The organism is Pedobacter sp., assembly GCF_046462515.1.
In the GTDB taxonomy this organism is placed as follows: Bacteria; Bacteroidota; Bacteroidia; order Sphingobacteriales; family Sphingobacteriaceae; genus Pedobacter.
The window spans coordinates 293,289-312,332 of the sequence record NZ_JBKGVD010000004.1; the positions used below are offsets into that span (position 1 = coordinate 293,289).

The 19,044-nt window shown below is 36.6% G+C and carries 18 protein-coding genes and 1 pseudogene; 12 read left to right on the top strand and 7 right to left on the bottom strand.

Annotated elements, in window-relative coordinates; all coding sequences use genetic code 11:
* Positions 1-16: 16 nt before the first annotated feature.
* The 5 genes from ACLHG9_RS04805 to ACLHG9_RS04825 all read left to right on the top strand — a co-directional run bounded on the left by ACLHG9_RS04805 (position 17) and on the right by ACLHG9_RS04825 (position 5,758).
* On the top strand, positions 17-3,193 hold the full coding sequence (locus ACLHG9_RS04805; protein ID WP_410220384.1) for a S41 family peptidase: 3,177 nt from the start codon (positions 17-19) through the stop codon (positions 3,191-3,193).
* Between the two features lie 63 nt (positions 3,194-3,256).
* Positions 3,257-3,820: a GNAT family N-acetyltransferase gene (locus ACLHG9_RS04810; RefSeq protein WP_410220385.1), complete on the top strand. Its 564-nt coding sequence runs from the start codon at positions 3,257-3,259 to the stop codon at positions 3,818-3,820.
* 62 nt (positions 3,821-3,882) lie between these two features.
* Positions 3,883-5,049, top strand: coding sequence for a PQQ-dependent sugar dehydrogenase (locus ACLHG9_RS04815; protein ID WP_410220386.1), 1,167 nt, complete (start codon positions 3,883-3,885; stop codon positions 5,047-5,049).
* Positions 5,050-5,053: 4 nt separating this feature from the next.
* Positions 5,054-5,464: a c-type cytochrome gene (locus ACLHG9_RS04820; protein ID WP_410220387.1), complete on the top strand. Its 411-nt coding sequence runs from the start codon at positions 5,054-5,056 to the stop codon at positions 5,462-5,464.
* Between the two features lie 48 nt (positions 5,465-5,512).
* A complete protein-coding gene (locus ACLHG9_RS04825) occupies positions 5,513-5,758 on the top strand; it encodes a hypothetical protein (protein ID WP_410220388.1) in 246 nt (81 codons plus the stop codon).
* 56 nt (positions 5,759-5,814) lie between these two features.
* Here ACLHG9_RS04825 and ACLHG9_RS04830 read toward each other — a convergent pair whose 3' ends face one another.
* From ACLHG9_RS04830 to ACLHG9_RS04850, 5 genes are all read right to left on the bottom strand, one after another.
* Positions 5,815-6,216 (bottom strand): GreA/GreB family elongation factor, encoded by a 402-nt coding sequence (locus ACLHG9_RS04830; RefSeq protein WP_410220389.1) that lies wholly within the window; start codon positions 6,214-6,216, stop codon positions 5,815-5,817.
* Between the two features lie 449 nt (positions 6,217-6,665).
* Positions 6,666-8,984, bottom strand: a complete 2,319-nt coding sequence (locus ACLHG9_RS04835; RefSeq protein WP_410220390.1) for a DPP IV N-terminal domain-containing protein — start codon at positions 8,982-8,984, stop codon at positions 6,666-6,668.
* A 74-nt stretch (positions 8,985-9,058) separates the two neighbouring features.
* Complete coding sequence (locus ACLHG9_RS04840; protein WP_410220391.1) at positions 9,059-9,943, bottom strand: DMT family transporter; 885 nt, start codon at positions 9,941-9,943, stop codon at positions 9,059-9,061.
* A gap of 127 nt (positions 9,944-10,070) precedes the next feature.
* Positions 10,071-11,501 carry a pyruvate kinase gene (gene pyk, locus ACLHG9_RS04845; RefSeq protein WP_410220392.1) on the bottom strand — a complete coding sequence of 477 codons (1,431 nt, stop codon included), beginning with the start codon at positions 11,499-11,501 and terminating at the stop codon, positions 10,071-10,073.
* 124 nt (positions 11,502-11,625) lie between these two features.
* On the bottom strand, positions 11,626-12,045 hold the full coding sequence (locus ACLHG9_RS04850) for an IPExxxVDY family protein (RefSeq protein WP_410220393.1): 420 nt from the start codon (positions 12,043-12,045) through the stop codon (positions 11,626-11,628).
* Between the two features lie 152 nt (positions 12,046-12,197).
* Here ACLHG9_RS04850 and ACLHG9_RS04855 point away from each other — a divergent pair, with 152 nt between their 5' ends.
* The 3 genes from ACLHG9_RS04855 to rnc all read left to right on the top strand — a co-directional run bounded on the left by ACLHG9_RS04855 (position 12,198) and on the right by rnc (position 14,528).
* Positions 12,198-12,434 (top strand): acyl carrier protein, encoded by a 237-nt coding sequence (locus tag ACLHG9_RS04855; RefSeq protein ID WP_008508386.1) that lies wholly within the window; start codon positions 12,198-12,200, stop codon positions 12,432-12,434.
* A gap of 28 nt (positions 12,435-12,462) precedes the next feature.
* Complete coding sequence (gene fabF / locus ACLHG9_RS04860) at positions 12,463-13,716, top strand: beta-ketoacyl-ACP synthase II (RefSeq protein WP_243359867.1); 1,254 nt, start codon at positions 12,463-12,465, stop codon at positions 13,714-13,716.
* Between the two features lie 83 nt (positions 13,717-13,799).
* Positions 13,800-14,528 (top strand): ribonuclease III, encoded by a 729-nt coding sequence (rnc, locus tag ACLHG9_RS04865; protein WP_410220394.1) that lies wholly within the window; start codon positions 13,800-13,802, stop codon positions 14,526-14,528.
* Here the strand turns inward: rnc and ACLHG9_RS04870 are convergent.
* Positions 14,521-15,234, bottom strand: coding sequence for a hypothetical protein (locus tag ACLHG9_RS04870; protein ID WP_410220395.1), 714 nt, complete (start codon positions 15,232-15,234; stop codon positions 14,521-14,523). The genes rnc and ACLHG9_RS04870 overlap by 8 nt on opposite strands.
* 67 nt (positions 15,235-15,301) lie before the next feature.
* Here ACLHG9_RS04870 and ACLHG9_RS04875 point away from each other — a divergent pair, with 67 nt between their 5' ends.
* The 4 genes from ACLHG9_RS04875 to nadD all read left to right on the top strand — a co-directional run bounded on the left by ACLHG9_RS04875 (position 15,302) and on the right by nadD (position 18,190).
* Positions 15,302-16,042 carry a lysophospholipid acyltransferase family protein gene (locus tag ACLHG9_RS04875; protein WP_410220396.1) on the top strand — a complete coding sequence of 247 codons (741 nt, stop codon included), beginning with the start codon at positions 15,302-15,304 and terminating at the stop codon, positions 16,040-16,042.
* Between the two features lie 68 nt (positions 16,043-16,110).
* Complete coding sequence (locus ACLHG9_RS04880; protein ID WP_410220403.1) at positions 16,111-16,974, top strand: YicC/YloC family endoribonuclease; 864 nt, start codon at positions 16,111-16,113, stop codon at positions 16,972-16,974.
* A gap of 57 nt (positions 16,975-17,031) precedes the next feature.
* A complete protein-coding gene (gene gmk / locus ACLHG9_RS04885) occupies positions 17,032-17,598 on the top strand; it encodes a guanylate kinase (RefSeq protein WP_410220397.1) in 567 nt (188 codons plus the stop codon).
* A gap of 4 nt (positions 17,599-17,602) precedes the next feature.
* Positions 17,603-18,190, top strand: coding sequence for a nicotinate (nicotinamide) nucleotide adenylyltransferase (gene nadD / locus ACLHG9_RS04890; protein WP_410220398.1), 588 nt, complete (start codon positions 17,603-17,605; stop codon positions 18,188-18,190).
* A gap of 76 nt (positions 18,191-18,266) precedes the next feature.
* Here the strand turns inward: nadD and ACLHG9_RS04895 are convergent.
* A pseudogene (locus ACLHG9_RS04895) lies at positions 18,267-19,044 on the bottom strand (glutamine--tRNA ligase); the annotation flags it as partial.

Consider the following 19,044-nt stretch of genomic DNA (forward strand, 5'->3'; position numbering starts at 1 on the left):
CAACCATAATTAAAACATGAAGATTAAAAAGATATGGAGCAGCATTACGGGCTTACTTTTACTGCTCCCTGCATTAACATATGCACAAAAACAAACTTATTTTGCTTCTTATCCTGCTCTATCGCCAGATGGGCAAACTATTGTATTTAGTTACGATGGCGATATCTGGAAAGTACCTGTAAAAGGCGGACTGGCCTCACGCATTACAGCTATGCAGGGCGAAGAGATTAACCCCAAAATCTCTCCTGACGGAAAATGGTTGGCTTTCTCTTCTAACCAGTATGGAAATTTTGATGTATATGTAATGCCTATGGGTGGAGGCGACATCAAACAATTGACTTTTAATGATGCCACAGACGAAGTGGACAATTGGGGCTGGGATTCTAAAACAATTTATTTCACATCGAGCAGGTACAATAATTACTCCAGCTATAAAGTAAACATCAACGGTGGTACAGCAATTCGTTTATTTGACAACTACTTTAACACCACGCACAACATTGCAGAAGCTCCGGATGGTAGTCTCTTTTTCAATGACACTTGGGAAAGCAGGAATTTTACCAACCGTAAACGTTACAAGGGCGCATTTAATCCCGATATTCAATCGTACAATCCTAAAACCAAAGCTTACAAACGTTATACAGATTATATAGGGAAAGATTTCTGGACAACAATAGATCAAAAAGGCAATATCTATTTTGTTTCTGATGAAGCTAATGACGAATACAATCTTTACACTTTTGTAAATGGTAAAAAAACGGCACTTACTAAGTTCGATACCTCCATTAAAAGACCTTTTGTAGCTGCCAATGGAAATACCATAGTTTTTGAAAAAGATTATCAGTTATATACATACGATGTAGCCAGCAAAAAAGCAGAAAAAGTGGATATCTCTACTTTTAGAAATCAAATCCTTGCCAAAGACCAAGAGTACGAGGTAAGAGCAAATATTTCCAATTTCGATGTTTCGCCCGATGGTAAAAAGATGGCTTTCATTTCAAGAGGAGAGCTCTTTGTAAGTGATGTAGATGGAAAATTTATTCGTAAGATCAGCAATAGTGGTGAACGTGCTTTAGAGCTCAAATGGCTAGCCGATAACAAAACTATCTTGTTTAACCAAACCACAGAAGGTTATCAAAACTGGTTTACCATTACAGGTGATGGTAAATCTGCTCCAAAGCAATTAACCAACGACAAAGCCAACAACCACGACATTAGTTTAAACAAAGCCAGAACACAAGCCGTATACTTAAGTGGGCGTAACGAGCTACGCATCATGGATTTAAAAACATTCCAGAGCAAAACCCTTGTAAGAGATGAATTCTGGGCTGTTCAGAACTCTTCGCCTAGCTTCTCTCCTAATGACCAATATCTGCTATTTACAGCTTACAGAAACTTTGAACAAGATATCTTTGTACACGATATTAAAGCCAATAAAACTGTTAATCTTACCAACACAGGAGTTAGTGAAGCAGGTCCAATCTGGTCGCCAGATGGACGTTACATTTACTTTACCAGCTCACGCACAAAACCTTCTTATCCACTTGGTATGGAAGATGCCCATGTTTATCGCATGGCATTAGATTACTATGATACGCCTTATCGCTCAGATAAATTTGATGAATTGTTTAAAGAAAATCCTCCTGTAACACCAAAAGAAACTACACCGGCAAAAGAAGATAAAAAGGCCACCGATACTGCAAAGAAAAAGACAGAAGAAAAACCAGCTACAAAACTGATAACCATTAATACGCAACGTATTTTAGACCGCATAGAATTGGTAAGTCCGCCATTTGGCACACAATATCTTACCGATGTAATAGCTAAAGGCGATAAAACTTATGTGTTTTATACATCCAGTCATGAAGGTTTACCAATGTCTACCTACAGAACGGTTATAGAACCTTTTGAGAACAATAAAACAGAGAAAGTTACCGAAGGTGGTTTTGGTATTACAGAAGTTGGCGGTAAGTATTTTGTGATAGCCCGCGGTGCCATCAGCAAGTATAATATCGATGCCAATAAATTAGACAGAGTAGATCACACCTATAAATTCACTAAAAACCTGAATGCAGAATTTAACCAAATGTTCTATGAAACTTGGGTAGGTTTAGATGAAAACTTCTATGATGAAAAGTTCCATGGTATAGATTGGGAGAAAATGAAAAAAAGATATTCTGCTTATTTACCTTATCTTAACAACCGTACAGATTTACGCATCCTGCTAAATGACATGTTGGGCGAATTAAATTCTTCGCACATGGGCTTTAATAGTTTTGGAAATGAAGAACGTAAAAGCTTGAATTACGCGACCAGCGAAACAGGTATTATTTTCAGTAATGAAAACCCCTATCAGGTAGAACGTATTGTTGCTAAAAGCAACGCAGCGCTATTAAAAGATAAAATTACCAAGGGAGATGTATTAACCCATGTAAACGGTGTTAAAGTAGATGCGGCAACAGACAGAGATTATTACTTTACCAAACCTTCTTTAGATAAAGAAATGAGCTTAACCTTTTTACGTAATGGTAAACCGGTAGATGTAAACATCCATCCGCAAAGTTCTAGTGCATTAAAATCAAACTTGTATGATGAATGGATTGCCAATAACCGTAAAAATGTAGAAGAATGGGGTAAGAACCGTATTGCTTATTCATACATGAAAAACATGAGTAAAGGCGAATTAGAAACCTTCTTACTGGATATGGTAGAGCAAGAAAATAATAAAGATGCGGTTATTTTGGACTTAAGGTACAATACCGGTGGTAATGTGCATGATGAAGTACTGCGTTTTTTATCGCAACGTCCGTACCTGAAATGGAAATACAGAGGCGGAGCCGTTTCACCTCAAAGCAATTTTGCTCCGGCTGCTAAACCTATTGTATTATTGATCAATGAGCAATCGTTAAGCGATGCGGAAATGACCGCCGCAGGATTTAAACAGCTTAAATTAGGCAAAATAATAGGTACAGAAACTTACCGTTGGATCATCTTCACTTCTGCAAAAGGTTTGGTTGATGGCTCTTCTTATCGCCTGCCTTCATGGGGCTGTTATACCATGGATGGCAAAAATCTTGAAAAAGAAGGAGTCTCGCCAGATATTTATGTAAAAAACACTTTCGAAGACCGTTTAACTGGTCGCGATCCTCAGCTGGAAAGAGCCATTGCAGAAATCATGAAAGATTTAAAATAGAATAGACCAATTTTAACAGTTGGGAGTGATTTTATTCCCAACCGTTGATTAATAATCTTACATATGTTAGAACTATCCTTAAGCCCCTTTCCAGTTCTGGAAACAGAGCGTTTGATTTTAAGAGAACACCATATTGATGATGCAAAAGTTTTGTTTGATATGCGCCAAAACGAAGAAGTAATGCGCTATATTGACAGAGAAAGACCTAAAACGATAGATGATATTTATGCCTTTATCCGTAGGCTTAATCAGGATTTTAAGCAGGGACAGAGCTTAGCTTGGGTTATTGCTTTAAAAGAATCACCCCAACAAATGATCGGCTCTATTGGCTATTGGCGAACAGATTTACCTAACCACCGTGCCGAAATCGGTTATATGCTACATCCCGGTTACTGGCGCAAAGGCATCATCAGCGAAGCGCTCAAAGCCACGATAGATTTTGGCTTTAACGAAATCAATCTTCACAGTATAAATGCCAATATTAACCCTGGCAACGATGCATCAAGAGCATTGTTATTGAAACATGGTTTTATTAAAGAAGCCTATTTTAGAGAGAATTACTATTTCAATGGTAAATTTTTAGATAGTGAGATTTACGGTTTGCTTAAAAGCGACATCTCATTGTAACTAATCCACTATCATTAAGCGAGTTTCATGTTTTTTCCTTACTTTTAAGTAAAGTCATTACTATGAAACTCCTTATTTATCTATTCAAAAAACAGTATAAAATACTGGTTGTTTTAATTACATTAAGCTTTGGCTTATTTTTGATCAGTTGTATCAACAAACCGCAAAACCCCAATAATCCTCCCGAATTTGAGGTAAAAACTATAGTTAGTGGCCTTAATATGCCTTGGGCAATGGCATTCTTACCCGACGGGAATATCCTGGTTACTGAACGTGGCGGAAAATTACGCCTCATAAAAGATGGCATTTTAGATCCACAGGAAATTACCGGAATTCCAAAAGTTTATTACCGCGGACAGGGTGGTTTACTGGATATTGTCTTACACCCTAATTATAAAGAAAATGGTTGGATTTACTTGAGCTTCGCCTCGCCTAAAAAAGACAATGAAACGGGCGATGACAACGGGGCCAATACAGAACTGATCAGAGCTAAAATTAATGGGCATGCTCTTACCAATATAGAGCATTTATACAAAGCCCAGCCTAATGTAAAAGCAAACATACATTTTGGCGGACGTATTCTTTTTGATGGAAAAGGTTATGTTTATCTTTCTTTAGGTGAAAGAGGACAAAAAGAAGAAGCACAAAACTTAGCTAAAGCCCAAGGCAAAATTGTACGATTGCACGAAGACGGGAAAATACCTGTCGATAATCCTTTTGTAAATCAGAAAAATGCAAGACCTGAGATCTGGACTTATGGTCATCGTAACCCTCAGGGATTAGTCATACATCCTGTAACCAAAGTAATCTGGGAACACGAACACGGTCCACAGGGAGGTGATGAACTAAATATTATAGAGAAAGGTAAAAATTACGGCTGGCCTTTAATTACCTATGGCATAGATTACGACAACTCGATTATCTCTGATAAAACCGCAGCACCGGGAATGGAGCAGCCGGTAATTCATTGGACTCCATCCATAGCACCTTGTGGCATGACCTTTATTACCGGTGAACAGTTTAAAGGCTGGAAAGGCGACCTGGTCGTAGGCTCACTGAAATTTATGAATCTTGAGCACCTCACTATCAAAGACAATAAAGTAGTAAAAAAAGAAGTCATTTTAGATAAAATTGGCCGTGTAAGAGATGTAAAGCAAGGACCAGACGGTTATCTTTATGTAGTATTGGAAAACACCGGTTCTATAGTAAGCGTTAAACCTAAAGCTTAGACCAATGAAAATAGCTATCAGTTTTATTTGTGTAGCCATATATGGCTTAACTTTTTTTTCGGAATCGCAAAATGATGAACTGATCAAAAGCATTAATCGTGGGAAACAAATTTATACCGAAAACTGCATTACGTGCCATTTAGGCAATGGGCAAGGTGTAAAAGGAACCTTTCCTCCTCTGGCAAATGCCGATTTTCTCATTAAGTACCCCGAAAAATCCATCCATGCTATTAAGTTTGGCTTACAGGGTACAATACAAGTAAACGGCGAAACTTATAAAGGCGCAATGCCCCCTTCAGGGCTTGAAGACGATGAAATAGCAGATGTGATGAACTATATCAGAAATGCTTTTGGCAATAAAAACAATAAATTAGTCAGTACTAAAGCTGTAGCTGATATCAAAGAAAAACAATAAGAGTTTGCGCTTAAATTTAGGCGATGTAAATTGCGGAAAATTTAAGGAATGCCAGAATTAATTCTACTTAGTCTTTTAATGATACCCCAACTTGTTGCAGGTATTTATGCAAAAAGTATAGGAAAGAATTTTTGGTTCTGGTTTTTTATTTCCTTTCTTATCCCAATTATCTCATTGATTATCTTATTAATTATTGATTCTAAAAATCCAAAAAAAGAAATAAAAAAGGGATATAAGCTAGCAGATCATGTAGAGCAAAAAAAAGCCAGCGATGAAAGAACAGAAGATACCTGAGAATATGCCATTGGTAAAATGACTTCCAAGTATCTTCTGTAAGAAGGGCACATAACTTATGCTAACGGAGCTACTTCCAATATTTTATAGAATTTAACACCTTCAGGCATTTCCCAGCTCAATTCTGCGCCTTCCTCATAACCTAATAAAGCAATACCTATTGGTGATAATATAGAGAGTGTATTGTGTTTTCTTCTCGCTTTTTGAGGAGCCACCAAATTATACTCATATTCTACCCCTGTTTCAAGTTCTTTAACCTTTACTTTTTTATTGATATCTACAATTTTTTCAGGTACATCTTTCCTCAGAACCTGATTAGCATATTTTAATTCCTGATCTAATTTCAGCTCATTGTGCCGACTTAATTTCTTTTTATTGACAAAGATTTTTAACAAATCGTAAATGCCTCTGGTAATAATAATAGGTGTTTCATTTGTTTTTACTGCAATAGTACTCATGATGTATGTTTTAAAATTGATTAAATAATTCTTTCTCTCAGTTTTTGAAACATGCCCCAGCCAAACGCCGAGGCTTAAACATCAAAGTCGGTAGCACATACCCAATGAAAAGTGTAGAAACGCATGGTTTAAAGCTTAAAAAATTATCTTCTGTATAAGACTTATGCAAAATCTCATATAGGATTAGAATAAACAGTAAAGTATAGAAGGAAATCCCAGACTAAAGAACAGCCGGGTAAAAAACATTAAAGTCCTTATAATTTGAGAAGAAATACATTTTTTCAAATAGAATCATGCTATTTAAATTTTATCCCTTTTTTTCAAAGATAGGCTTTATAATACTGAAAAGCTAATTCGGACTTTTTATAAAAAGAAAAAAGGCTGTTTCTAAAGTCTTCAGATTCCTTAGCACTTCGAAACAGCCCTCTTTTATTTGGGTTAAATATATCTTATTTTACATCAGTACCTCTTAAAGGATAATTTTGCGGAGGTTCTGCATCCAGCAGGTTTTTCACAAAATAATCCCACCTACGTCGCATCATGTAAGGACTAAACTGCCCAAAACCATGTGCGCTATGGGGATAAACAATAAGGTCAAAATCTTTATTAGCCTTAATCAAGGCATCGACCACCAACATGGTATTGTATGGCGGTACATTATTATCCATCAAGCCATGAGCTAACATTAGCTTACCTTTTAGATTTTTAGCATAAGTTTGGTTTGCTTGGGCAGCATAATCTACATTCTCCATCAAGCCATTGTATCTTTCGCCCCAGTCATCTTCATAGTTACGGTTATCGTGGTTACCAGATTCAGAAATACCCACTTTAAAGAAATCAGGGTAACGGAAAAGCGCAGCAGCAGTAGCAAAACCACCACCTGAATGCCCCCAAATGCCAACTTTATCAATATCAATAGGGTATCTTTCTGCCAGTTGCTTAATAGCGGTGATTTGATCAGGAAGTGTATTTTCGGCCATATTACCGTAATTCATATCATGGAAACTCTTAGAACGGAAAGGATTTCCGGTTCCTTCTATCAAAACCACAATAAAGCCTAATTCTGCCAAAGCCTGGTGGTCGCCTCTCGCAATAGAGAAAGCCCAGCTTCCCACACTTCCACCTTGTGGACCCGGATAAATGTAATCGATTACCGGATACTTTTTATTAGGCTCCATTTTACTTGGTGTAAATACCAATCCATATATATCTGTTTTACCATCATGGGCTTTTACATTAACTACATCTGGCGTTTTCCAGCCTGCGGCCTGTAGTTTAGAAAGATCAGCCTTTTCAAAGGTGTGTAAAACCTTGCCTTTTGCATCTCTAACAACACTTACCGGAGCTACATTTGGTTGCGAATAAGTATCTACAAGATAATTGTCTGATGGAGAAAAAACAGCCTGATGGTTACCCAAATCAGGTGTAAGTAAAGTTAAACCTTTACCATCAAAGCCAATTTTATATACATAGGCAAAATAAGGGTTGCCCTGTTCACGACCGTAACCAGTAAAATACAATTGTCTGTTCTTTTCATCTACTTTAAGTAATCTTCCTACCAACCAGTTTCCTTTTGTAATCTGATTTTTCAGTTTACCGGTTTTAGCGTCATAAAGGTACATGTGTCCCCAGTCGTCACGTTCAGAATACCATAAAATTTCATTGGTCTTAGGTAAATAACGCCAGTTAACTGTTCCTCTACCCGATTCGAACTGGGTTTTAACCACTTCTTCAAATACCTCTCTAACCTCACCAGTAGTAGCATTGGCAATTCTAAGTTTAGAAATTTTGTGATCTCTCGAAGTAGAAAGCAAAGCCAGTTCGCTACCATCAGGGTTCCAATCTACATCTGCCAGTTGGCTCCCATCCACAATGTCATCACTTAAAGAGCTACGGTGTACATCTAAAGGCATTTTCAAGTTTATGATTTTAGCCTGTTCAACATCAATCACCACTCTTCTTAATTTAGCTACTTCTTTATCGCCGGGCAATGGGTATTTCCATGTTTTTAAAGTTGGAGAACCCACATTTGTACTTACCAGATACATATCTTTTAAATGACGTTGATCTTGTTGAAAAGTAGCCACTTTTTTAGAATCAGGTGACCATTTTACAATAGGCCTATCGCTGTTTTTCCAACCCGCATTATCTGTTGCATAACCATAATCCTGAACGCCATCAAAAGTTAGCTGTTTGGTTGCACCTGTTTCATTGTTTCTTACCCAAAGGTTCCAGTTTTCAATATAAACCGCTTTTTTACCATCCGGAGACGCTACGCTATTATCTCCAAAGCCACCTCTTCTACCTGGTCCGCGTTCAGCAATAGCATTACCAGCTTCTTTAGTGCTAACAAGTTCATTGTTTTTATTGTTAAACTGCCAGGTTTTACCTTCGGCCATAAAACCAATCTGCGTACCATCAGATGAAACGGTAATACTTCTGAATGGAAGGGTTACTGCCGTATAAGATTTGCCTGTAGATACGCTTAGTGCCTTAGCCAGCAAATCGTGATTAAATGCCTGAACATCTGATTTCTTTGCCACATCAAACAACATAAATCTGGCACCCGATTTGGCATTGTTCACATACCAAAATTTAGTATTGTCTATCCAGTTAGGTCTAACCGTTGCATCATCATAATATTTATCTAGGTTATATGACATAAAACCTTCGGCCCGCTGATAATCCTTATCGGTTAATTTAAGTTTTTGTGCCCCAGCAGTAACGCCATACAGCACCAAACCAACAGTAAGTAAATTTATCTTCATTTTAATTAGTTTTTACACACATAAAGTTACGTTGTTTGCACGCTAAATACCCAAAGTATTAACAATGATACATGTTAATTCTCTGAAGATTTTAATTGAAGACGCCATACCCTCAGCATTTGCAACACCACAGAAAGCACAATAAATACCAATCCCGCATAAAATGCCAGGCTTAATTCATGATTTTCATGATAAATAATAATGGCCAAGAAAATGGTATAAAGAGGTTCCAGATTAAAGCTTAAGCTTACCGTAAATGCCGATATTTTCTTCAATGCATTTAAAATAAATACATACATTAATATAGTACAAAATACAACCAGAATTAATAGCCAGAACAAGTCTTTAAGAGTAGGCAAGTATCTTTCTACCTTAAACACAAAGGCAAATAAAGGCATCAGCACAGAAAAACCTAAAAATCCCCAGGTCATTTGGTAAAGCTGTATCGTTTTTCCGGTATATTGTTCTGCAAGTTTTTTATTAAGAATAGTATAAATGGCAGAAAATACTGAAGAAATCATTCCTAATATAATACCTAATCTATAAGTAGAGTCTATGCCAAAAATCAGCGCTATTCCCAAAACACTAATGCCACTTAAAAGAACCTCCTGTATAGCGATTCTTCTTTTACTGAGCAAAGGATCTAAAACCGCTGTAAAAAAGCTGCTTAGCGCAAAACAGACCACACCTACAGAAATATTGGCATATTTAATACTACCATAAAAAAACACCCAATGTATAGCCAGCACAGCCCCTACTGCCCCAATCTGTATTTGCTTTTTTAAAGGAATATTAAATTTTTGTTTGCTTAATAGTGCCAGTAATATCAATATAATTCCGGCCAGCATCATCCTGTACCAGCTAATTAAAACGGCATTTAAGGTTACCAAACGCCCAAATATTCCGGTAAAACCGGCTAAAAGAACTGCAATGTGCAATTCAATGTATGATCTTTTCATCCAATATAAAGATAGAGGTAAATATCAGCTTCTTATAATAGAAAACAGGTTACCTGAAAGACCTTATTTACTGCTTAACAGCCTTGTAACGCCTTCTAAGTAACCTGCTTGGGTTAATTGAATTGATTTATTCAATAACCGTAACTTTTATCATGTTGGTCTTACTGCGTCGTTCTAATGGAATAGCAGCGGTATTGATAACCACATCTCCTTTTTTAATCAGTTTCTTTTTCTTTAAGAATTCATTCACCTCAGTTATGGTAATATCTGTACTTTCAAACTTATCGTAATAAAACCCTCTTACCCCCCAAACCAGACTTAACGTATTCAACAGGCTTTCGTTACTTGTAAAGATAAAAATCTGCGATTGTGGCCTGTGACTTGAAACTTCAAATGCAGTATATCCACTTTGGGTCATCGAAACAATGCCGGCAGCATTAGCCAGCTTTGAAAGAGAACAGGCCGAACTACAAACCGAATCGCTTAAAAAGCTTGGCGAATTCGATTTCTGGTATTTATCAGAGTGAAAAGGATAATTATTCTGTTCAATATTCGTTATGATTTTCTGCATTGTTTCAATAACGATTACAGGAAACTCTCCTACCGATGTTTCACCGCTCAGCATCACAGCGTCAGCTCCGTCAAGCACAGAATTTGCTACATCATTTACCTCTGCACGTGTTGGGCGTGGCGTTGTGATCATACTTTCTAACATCTGGGTAGCAATAATTACCGGTTTAGAAGCAGCTCTACATTTCTTAACAATCATTTTCTGAAGCAGAGGGACTTCTTCCATTGGCATTTCAACCCCCAAATCACCTCTGGCAACCATTACAGCATCCGTAACTTCTATAATTTCATCAATATTGGCTATAGCTTCAGGCTTTTCAATCTTAGCTACAACTCTTGCTGTTTTTCCCCTTTCTTTAATAATATCTTTCAGTTCAACAATATCACTGGCATTACGCACAAAAGATAAGCCAATCCATTCTACATCATGCTCTAAAACAAAATCTAAATTTTTACGGTCTTCTATAGTTAAAGAAGGAATAGAAACTTTGGTATTTGGCAGGTTAACTCCTTTTCTTGAGGTTAAAATACCTCCGTGAACCACCTCACATACTACTTCATCTTTGTAATTGGTTTCTACCACACGCATTTGTAGCTTACCGTCATCCAATAAAATAATCTCGCCCGCTTTTACATCTTTAGGAAAATTATCATAAGTAATATAAATACGTTCATCGTTACCAATACATTCCTGTGTTGTAATCACGGTTCTGGCACCATTTACCAGATTTATACCTCCATCTTTAACTAGCCCTATTCTGATTTTTGGCCCTTGTAAATCGGCAAGAATACCAACATTGTACTGATGCTTTTTATTAATTGTTCTAATTGTGGAAATAACTTTTTGATGATCTTCCTGAGAGCCATGAGAGAAATTTAACCGACAAACATCTAAACCTGCGTTGATCATGCTATATAAAACTTCAGGTTTTGCCGATGCAGGGCCCAACGTTGCAACAATTTTTGTTCTGGAATGATATGGTTTCATCTGTTATTATTTTTTTACAAAACCCAATGTACCTGCTTTATAGCACTACACTTATAGATTTTATTAAGATTGCTCTATTATTTAAAACTCAAATATAGTGTAAATGCTACACTAACAGTAAAAATTACATCACCAAATTTTCTTTAGACTTTAATTTTTTTACATCTATCTGCACAGCCACCTGGATATCAGGCAGTTTATTTAACCCGGAAAGTATAAAATTAAGATCTTCTTTATCAATATAATTATGAATGATTATGAAATAATCTACTTTATTCATTTCAGGAACAAGAAACCCTTCAGAGCTTCTATTGCTAATTAAATAAAACTCTGTTTCGCCATCTTCCTGTGCATAGTAATATTTAGAAAAAGAAACAGCAGGCTCATCTACATTAAAAAACACCTCATGATCTTCAATTTTTTCAAATTCAAAATTAAGGCTGGTATTAATTTTATGGCACAATGTATAGTCTTTTAGAGACGACGTAAGAGCAATTAGAACAAAGTCTAAATCTAACGATAGTTTTAAATAAGTTTTGTTCAAAGCATTTTTTTTATTAGAATTACGAAAATATAAAACTAATTTTAATTTGCTTTTTTTAAGCTTAAATTTAACCGAGAAATAAAAACATTTGGCAAGTGCGAGAATTTTATTTTTCTTTGCACTGAATTATTTAACCATTAAATTATAAAATTATGTCTGATATTGCTTCAAGAGTAAAGGCTATTATCGTAGAAAAATTAGGAGTTGATGAAAGTGAAGTTACGCCAGAAGCGTCTTTCACAAACGACTTAGGTGCAGATTCATTGGATACTGTAGAACTAATTATGGAATTTGAAAAAGAATTCAACGTAGCAATTCCTGATGATCAAGCAGAAACAATTGGTACTGTTGGTCAAGCAATCGCTTATTTAGAAAAAAACGTTAAGTAGAAATACTTTTTCTGTACAATACTTATAAATGGGATTAAAAAGAGTTGTAGTTACTGGTTTGGGCGCTCTCACTCCAATTGGGAATAACGTTCCTGATTTTTGGGAGGCATTAACAAATGGTGTGAGTGGCGCTGCGCCTATCAAAGGCTTTAATACTGAAAAATTCAAAACGAAATTTGCCTGCGAGGTTAAAAATTTCAATCCAGAAGATTTTCTGGATAAAAAAGAAGCCCGCAAGCTGGATCCTTTTGTGCAATACGCTTTGGTTGCTACAGAGGAAGCCGTAAAAGATGGTGGGTTCGACTTTTCTAAGTTAGACACTAATCGTATTGGCGTAATCTGGGGAGCTGGTATTGGCGGGTTAAAAACGTTTTTGGATGAAATTTCAAATTTTGCCAAAGGCGATGGAACCCCTAGGTACAACCCTTTTTTCATCCCTAAAATGATCATTGATATTGCTCCCGGGCATATTTCAATGAAGTATGGATTGCACGGACCTAACTTTGCCACGGTTTCTGCCTGCGCTTCATCAACCAATGCTCTGATAGATGCATTCAACTATATCCGCTTGGGTATTGCTGACGTAATCATCAGCGGTGGTTCCGAAGCCATCATTAACGAAGCAGGTATGGGTGGTTTTAATGCAATGCATGCACTTTCTACACGTAACGATGACCCACAAACGGCTTCACGTCCGTTTGATAAAGACCGCGATGGTTTTGTGGCCGGAGAAGGTGCCGGTACAATCATTCTCGAAGAGTTAGAACATGCCAAAGCACGTGGTGCAAAAATCTATGCCGAAATTGTAGGTGGTGGCATGAGTGCCGATGCACATCATATCACAGCTCCGCATCCTGAAGGTTTAGGTGCTAAAATGGTAATGACTAACGCTTTAAAAGATGCAGGGTTAAATACCAGTGATATTGATTACATCAATGTTCACGGTACCTCAACCCCTCTTGGCGATATACAAGAAGCCAAAGCGATTGTCAATTTGTTCGGTGAAGATGCCTATAAATTAAATATCAGTTCAACAAAATCAATGACAGGCCATTTATTAGGTGCTGCCGGAGCTGTTGAATCTATTGCGGCAATCTTAGCGGTACAAAACGATATTGTTCCTCCTACAATTAACCATTTTACAGACGACCCTGAGTTTGATCCAAATCTGAACTTTACTTTTAACAAAGCTCAAAAACGTCTTGTTAGAGCTGCATTAAGTAATACATTTGGTTTTGGCGGACATAATGCTTCTGTAGTCTTTAAAAAGTACGAAGAATAAAAGCCCAAATTTGTATTGATTAAAATTATTGTATTGTATATTTATACTATACTTTGATTGTGAATTTGCTTGCTTAAAACTTAATGCATTTGCTGAACCTATACAAGCTTTATTTCTCTTCCAATAAAGAGTTTATTAAAAAGCTGAAAAACGTTTTAGGATTTATTCCCGGAAATGTAAGTCTTTATAAAATGGCTTTTAGGCATAGGTCTGTGGCTAAAGTATTAAAGAATGGTACCCGTAGCAGCAATGAAAGGTTAGAATTTTTGGGAGATGCTGTACTGGGATCTGTGGTGGCCGAACTGCTTTTTAAAAGTTACCCTTACAAAGACGAAGGCTTTTTAACCGAAATGCGCTCTAAAATTGTAAACAGGGCTAACCTAAATCAGTTGGCCAGAAAAATGGCTTTTGATAAGCTCATTGTTTTCGATCAGAAAACGGTTAATCCGCAATCTAAACACCATTCTATGTTGGGCGATGCCTTTGAGGCTTTGGTAGGTGCTATTTACCTAGACAAGGGTTATAATTTTACAAAAAGTTTCCTAATCAAACGTATCATCAACCCTTATGTTGATATACATACTTTAGAAATTACCGAAACCAACTTTAAAAGCAGGTTAATTGAATGGTGCCAACGCAACGGTAAAGAAATATCTTTTGATGTTGTAGAAAATCAGGAGGGAGAAAGTACCAGATTGTTTACCGTACAGGTATTAATCGATTCGGAGAATTTGGGTACCGGCAGAGATTACAATAAGAAAAACGCTGAAAAATTAGCAGCAGAAAAAGCCTGCGAAGCTCTATCTATTTAATCCCCTTTTTTTCTTTATATTGCTTAAAACAGGTATTAATCCACTTTATGGCATCGTATTGATTCCAATGCTTAGCCTGTTCATATTCAGGCCTGTATTTTACCATAAAATCTTCCAGTTCTTTATCAGTAAGACCTGTATATTTATTAATTACTGCTTTGTTGTAAATCAGATCTACTTGGCTTTGTTGTATTTCTGCATTATAAAGACGTGAAAACCTGCGTGCCTGCCGCGGTGTTCGTCCCAAAAGTTCATATAAAAAAGTAAGTGGGCTACCACCAAAGGGATTCAGCAATGACAATGGGGGTTTACCATTATAAAAACTTCCTTTATTACGAAATTCCTGCTTCATCTGCTCCAGCTCTTTGGCTTTACTTTGACCCTTAATTACAACTTCATTTAATAGGTTGCCCCGATTAAGATTTAAAATAATATCCTTTTTGGAGTTCACTACAACAACAGCATCATTAAACCCTCTTTTGGTAACTTCAAGCGTATCTCCCAAAATAGCTTTTAAACTAAAGATACCCATATCATTGCTCCCGATAGAAAATCCGGTTCTTTTATTCTTAACTTCTGCCAAAGCTACTCTGATTTTTGAACCGGCTTCAAATATTGCCCCGTTTACCACAAACTCTTCTTGCGCAAATGCTGCCTTAATCGTAAAAATCAACAAAAAGATAAAAGAGGTGGCATACTTATACATGGTTTACTATTTTTATCTGTAAACTTAATAAATGTTTAACCTAAGCCACGTTAAAAAAAGTTAATTAATGAGAAAAGTCTTTTCTGCTATTTACCTGCTTTATGCCGCAATAATATTTATTAGTTTAATGCTTATTGCTTTTCCGCTGGTTTTACTGGTTTCTTTTTTATTACCCGATCTAACAGGGAAAAAAATTATTTTGATATGCTTAAGAACATGGGCTTTTCTATTCAGTTGTCTCAGTCTTTTCTGGGTAGTAACTCATGGAAAGGATCATATAAACCACAAAAGACCTCATATTTATGTGTCTAACCACGGTTCTTATCTAGATGCAGTTGCTGTATGCCTATGTATTCCCCAGCACTTTTTCGCCCTAGGTAAAATAGAAATGACCAAAGTTCCCATTTTTGGCATGATATATAAAAGAATTGTGATTATGATAGACCGCAGCAGCGCAGAAAGTCGTGCACACTCTGTCCAGATTTTAAAAGAAGAAATTGCAGCAGGTCAGTCTATATTGATTTTTCCTGAGGGAACTATGAACAAAAGCGAGAAGCCTTTATCTGAGTTTTATGATGGAGCCTTCAGAATTGCTATACAAACACAAACCCCCATACTGCCTTTTGTTATGTTAAACGGTAGAAATCTCCTACCCAGAACCAATCCTTTAAAAGCAAAACCTGGGATTATTAAAGCAATTATGTTGCCTGCTATAGAAGTTGAAGGTTTAACAGAAAGCGATATTCCTGCTTTAAAAGAAAAAACTTACCAAATCATGTATAACGCATTGCTGTCTGAAACAACATAAGCTACTCATGATAAAACGAAATATTTACCGCGTTATCTTTTTTTATATCTTTGCACATGATAAAATCAATGACAGGCTTTGGCTTGGCCTCTACCGAACATCAGAACACCAAATTTCTGGTAGAGATTAAATCGTTGAACTCAAAGTTTCTGGAGCTCAACCTTAAACTTCCTCGTGCATTTTCTGAGAAGGAGTTATACTTAAGAAATATTTGCAGCAAAGAAATAGAGAGAGGAAAAGTGAGTGTAAGTATCAATGTTGAGCGAAATGAAGAAACCTTAAAAGGTGCGAAAATCAACACGCAATTGCTAACACTTTATTACACCCAGCTTCAGCAAATCAATGAAACCCTAAAAGCAGGAAGTTCTAATCTTTTACAAACTGCACTCAATTTTCCCGAAGTAATTACATATGCAGAAGAAGAAGCCAGTGAAAGTGAATGGCAGGCATTAAATAGTGCTTTCGAAAAGGCCATTCTTAACTTTAACAAGTTCAGAGCCGATGAAGGCAAAGTTTTACAGGCTGATCTTGAACTCCGTATAAAAAATATTTTGGAACACTTTGAAGAAGTAGCAAAACTTGCGCCTTTACGTGTACCCCTTATTAAAGAACGTCTTAACCAATTTCTTGAAGAAACTATTGGCAAAACCAATATAGATCAGAACAGATTTGAACAGGAATTGATCTATTATATAGATAAGTTAGATATTACCGAAGAGCAAACCCGTCTGAAAAGTCATTGCGATTACTTTATGGCTACCCTTAAAAGCAATGAAGCAAATGGTAAAAAATTAGGCTTTATTTCTCAGGAAATAGGAAGGGAAATTAATACCATGGGTGCAAAAGCCAATGATGCTAAAATACAGCAATTGGTTGTAGGCATGAAAGAAGAATTAGAAAAAATCAAAGAACAATTATTGAACGTGTTGTAGCCAAAAGCGTTGGGCCAAAAATGCCAAACGCAAAATACCACACACAAAATGCACATTATGCAAGGCAAACTCATCATATTCTCTGCCCCATCCGGAGCCGGAAAAACAACTATAGTAAAGCACCTGTTGAGTAAATTTCCTCAGCTAAGTTTTTCGATCTCTGCTACAACAAGAGAACTCAGAGGAAATGAAACTAATGAAAAAGATTATTATTTCATCAGCAAAGAAGAATTCTTACATAAAATTGCCCATCAGGAGTTTGTAGAATTTGAAGAAGTGTACAGTGGAACCTTCTATGGAACTTTACGTTCTGAGATAGATAGAATATGGGATTCGGGTAAACATGTTATTTTTGACATTGATGTTGAAGGCGGTTTAAGACTTAAACGAAAATTTAATGAACGTGCCTTAGCTATTTTTGTGCAACCACCTTCTCTTGAAGTTTTAAAAGAACGTTTGGTAGGACGCGGTACAGATAGCCCTGAAAAACTTCAAGAAAGATTTATAAAAGCAGAAAAAGAGCTCTTATATGCCGAAAAATTTGATGTAATCTTAAAGAATTTTGATTTAGAGATTGCCTGCAAAGAAGCAGAAGAGTTGGTTGGGCAGTTTATTGGCGGATAACTAAATGAAAAAGACCAGACAAAAAATTGGCTTGTTTTTTGGCTCATTTAACCCGATACACATCGGGCATTTAATTATTGCCAATTATATGGCCAATTTTAGTGATCTGGATGAGGTTTGGTTTGTGGTTTCTCCCCATAATCCACTTAAACAAAAAAGTAGCTTAGCCAATATGTATGATCGCCTTGAAATGGTTAACCTGGCTATTGCCAACACACCTTATTTAAAAGCAAATGATATAGAATTTAAGTTACCACAACCTTCTTATACCATTGATACGCTCATCCATCTCAAAGAAAAATACCCAAACAAAGAGTTTGTACTTATTATGGGAGCCGATAATCTGGTTTCTTTTAAAAAATGGAAAAACTATGAGGTGTTACTAAGAGATTACAGCATTTATGTATATCCAAGGCCAGAGGCTAATGTTGATGAATGGAAAGCACATCCTTCCATTACTTTTACAACTACACCACAAATGGAAATCTCTTCTACTTTTATCCGTAATGCCATAAAGCAAAAAAAGAACATCCGGTTCTTAGTGCCTGATGAGGTGATAGGATTTATAGATAAAAAGAACTTGTATAGTTAAACTCGGCTTATCAGTAAAAAGATAAAAAGCAGCGGCTAAATAGCCGCTGCTTTTTTTATAAGAAACGATAATACCATTACCCTTTCCAGCTATCTTTTAATGAAACCACCCGGTTAAATACCAGATGTTCTGCGGTTGAATCTTTATCCAAACAGAAATATCCTTTACGAATAAATTGATATCTGTCGCTCAGGTTGGCTTTAGCCAAATGAGGTTCTATGTAAATGTTTTCAATTACCTCCATACTTTTGGGGTTTAGGTAATCTTTAAAATCACCTTCTTCCGCATCAGGAGATTCCACAGTAAATAAACGATCATACTGACGAACAGTTGCCGTTTTTGCATGAGCTGCACTTACCCAGTGAATTGTACCTTTTACATTGATACCACTGGTATCTGAACCACTTTTTGATTCGGGAATATAGGTACAGTAAATAGTCTTGATTTCACCATTTGCATCTTTTTCAAAGCTATCACATTGAACAATATAAGCAAATTTAAGCCTTACCATTGCTCCGGGTGCCAATCTGAACCATTTTTTAGCTGGTTCTTCCATAAAGTCTTCACGTTCTATCCAAAGTTCTCTGCTAAATGGAATTTCACGCACACCACCTTTATCATCTGCTTCAGGATTATTTTCTCCAATCAGAATTTCATCCTTTCCTTCTGGATAATTGGTAATAACCAACTTTATAGGATCCAATACCGCCATTACCCTGTTTGCTTTTTTGTTAAGATCTTCTCTGATGCAGAACTCCAATAAGCTCAGCTCGATCAGGTTCTCACGCTTGGCAATGCCAATACGCTCGCAAAACTCCCTGATACTTTCAGGCGTATATCCTCTTCTTCTCAAA

Bases quoted from the DNA above. Each gene is read 5' to 3' on its own strand.
- ACLHG9_RS04870 (WP_410220395.1), bottom strand. From the start codon at position 15,234: ATGTATAAGTATGCCACCTCTTTTATCTTTTTGTTGATTTTTACGATT.
- fabF (WP_243359867.1), top strand. From the start codon at position 12,463: ATGGGATTAAAAAGAGTTGTAGTTACTGGTTTGGGCGCTCTCACTCCA.
- ACLHG9_RS04875 (WP_410220396.1), top strand. From the start codon at position 15,302: ATGAGAAAAGTCTTTTCTGCTATTTACCTGCTTTATGCCGCAATAATA.
- ACLHG9_RS04825 (WP_410220388.1), top strand. From the start codon at position 5,513: ATGCCAGAATTAATTCTACTTAGTCTTTTAATGATACCCCAACTTGTT.
- ACLHG9_RS04840 (WP_410220391.1), bottom strand. From the start codon at position 9,943: ATGAAAAGATCATACATTGAATTGCACATTGCAGTTCTTTTAGCCGGT.
- ACLHG9_RS04810 (WP_410220385.1), top strand. From the start codon at position 3,257: ATGTTAGAACTATCCTTAAGCCCCTTTCCAGTTCTGGAAACAGAGCGT.
- rnc (WP_410220394.1), top strand. From the start codon at position 13,800: ATGCATTTGCTGAACCTATACAAGCTTTATTTCTCTTCCAATAAAGAG.
- ACLHG9_RS04855 (WP_008508386.1), top strand. From the start codon at position 12,198: ATGTCTGATATTGCTTCAAGAGTAAAGGCTATTATCGTAGAAAAATTA.
- nadD (WP_410220398.1), top strand. From the start codon at position 17,603: ATGAAAAAGACCAGACAAAAAATTGGCTTGTTTTTTGGCTCATTTAAC.
- ACLHG9_RS04815 (WP_410220386.1), top strand. From the start codon at position 3,883: ATGAAACTCCTTATTTATCTATTCAAAAAACAGTATAAAATACTGGTT.
- ACLHG9_RS04880 (WP_410220403.1), top strand. From the start codon at position 16,111: ATGACAGGCTTTGGCTTGGCCTCTACCGAACATCAGAACACCAAATTT.
- ACLHG9_RS04805 (WP_410220384.1), top strand. From the start codon at position 17: ATGAAGATTAAAAAGATATGGAGCAGCATTACGGGCTTACTTTTACTG.
- ACLHG9_RS04835 (WP_410220390.1), bottom strand. From the start codon at position 8,984: ATGAAGATAAATTTACTTACTGTTGGTTTGGTGCTGTATGGCGTTACT.
- pyk (WP_410220392.1), bottom strand. From the start codon at position 11,501: ATGAAACCATATCATTCCAGAACAAAAATTGTTGCAACGTTGGGCCCT.
- ACLHG9_RS04820 (WP_410220387.1), top strand. From the start codon at position 5,054: ATGAAAATAGCTATCAGTTTTATTTGTGTAGCCATATATGGCTTAACT.
- gmk (WP_410220397.1), top strand. From the start codon at position 17,032: ATGCAAGGCAAACTCATCATATTCTCTGCCCCATCCGGAGCCGGAAAA.
- ACLHG9_RS04830 (WP_410220389.1), bottom strand. From the start codon at position 6,216: ATGAGTACTATTGCAGTAAAAACAAATGAAACACCTATTATTATTACC.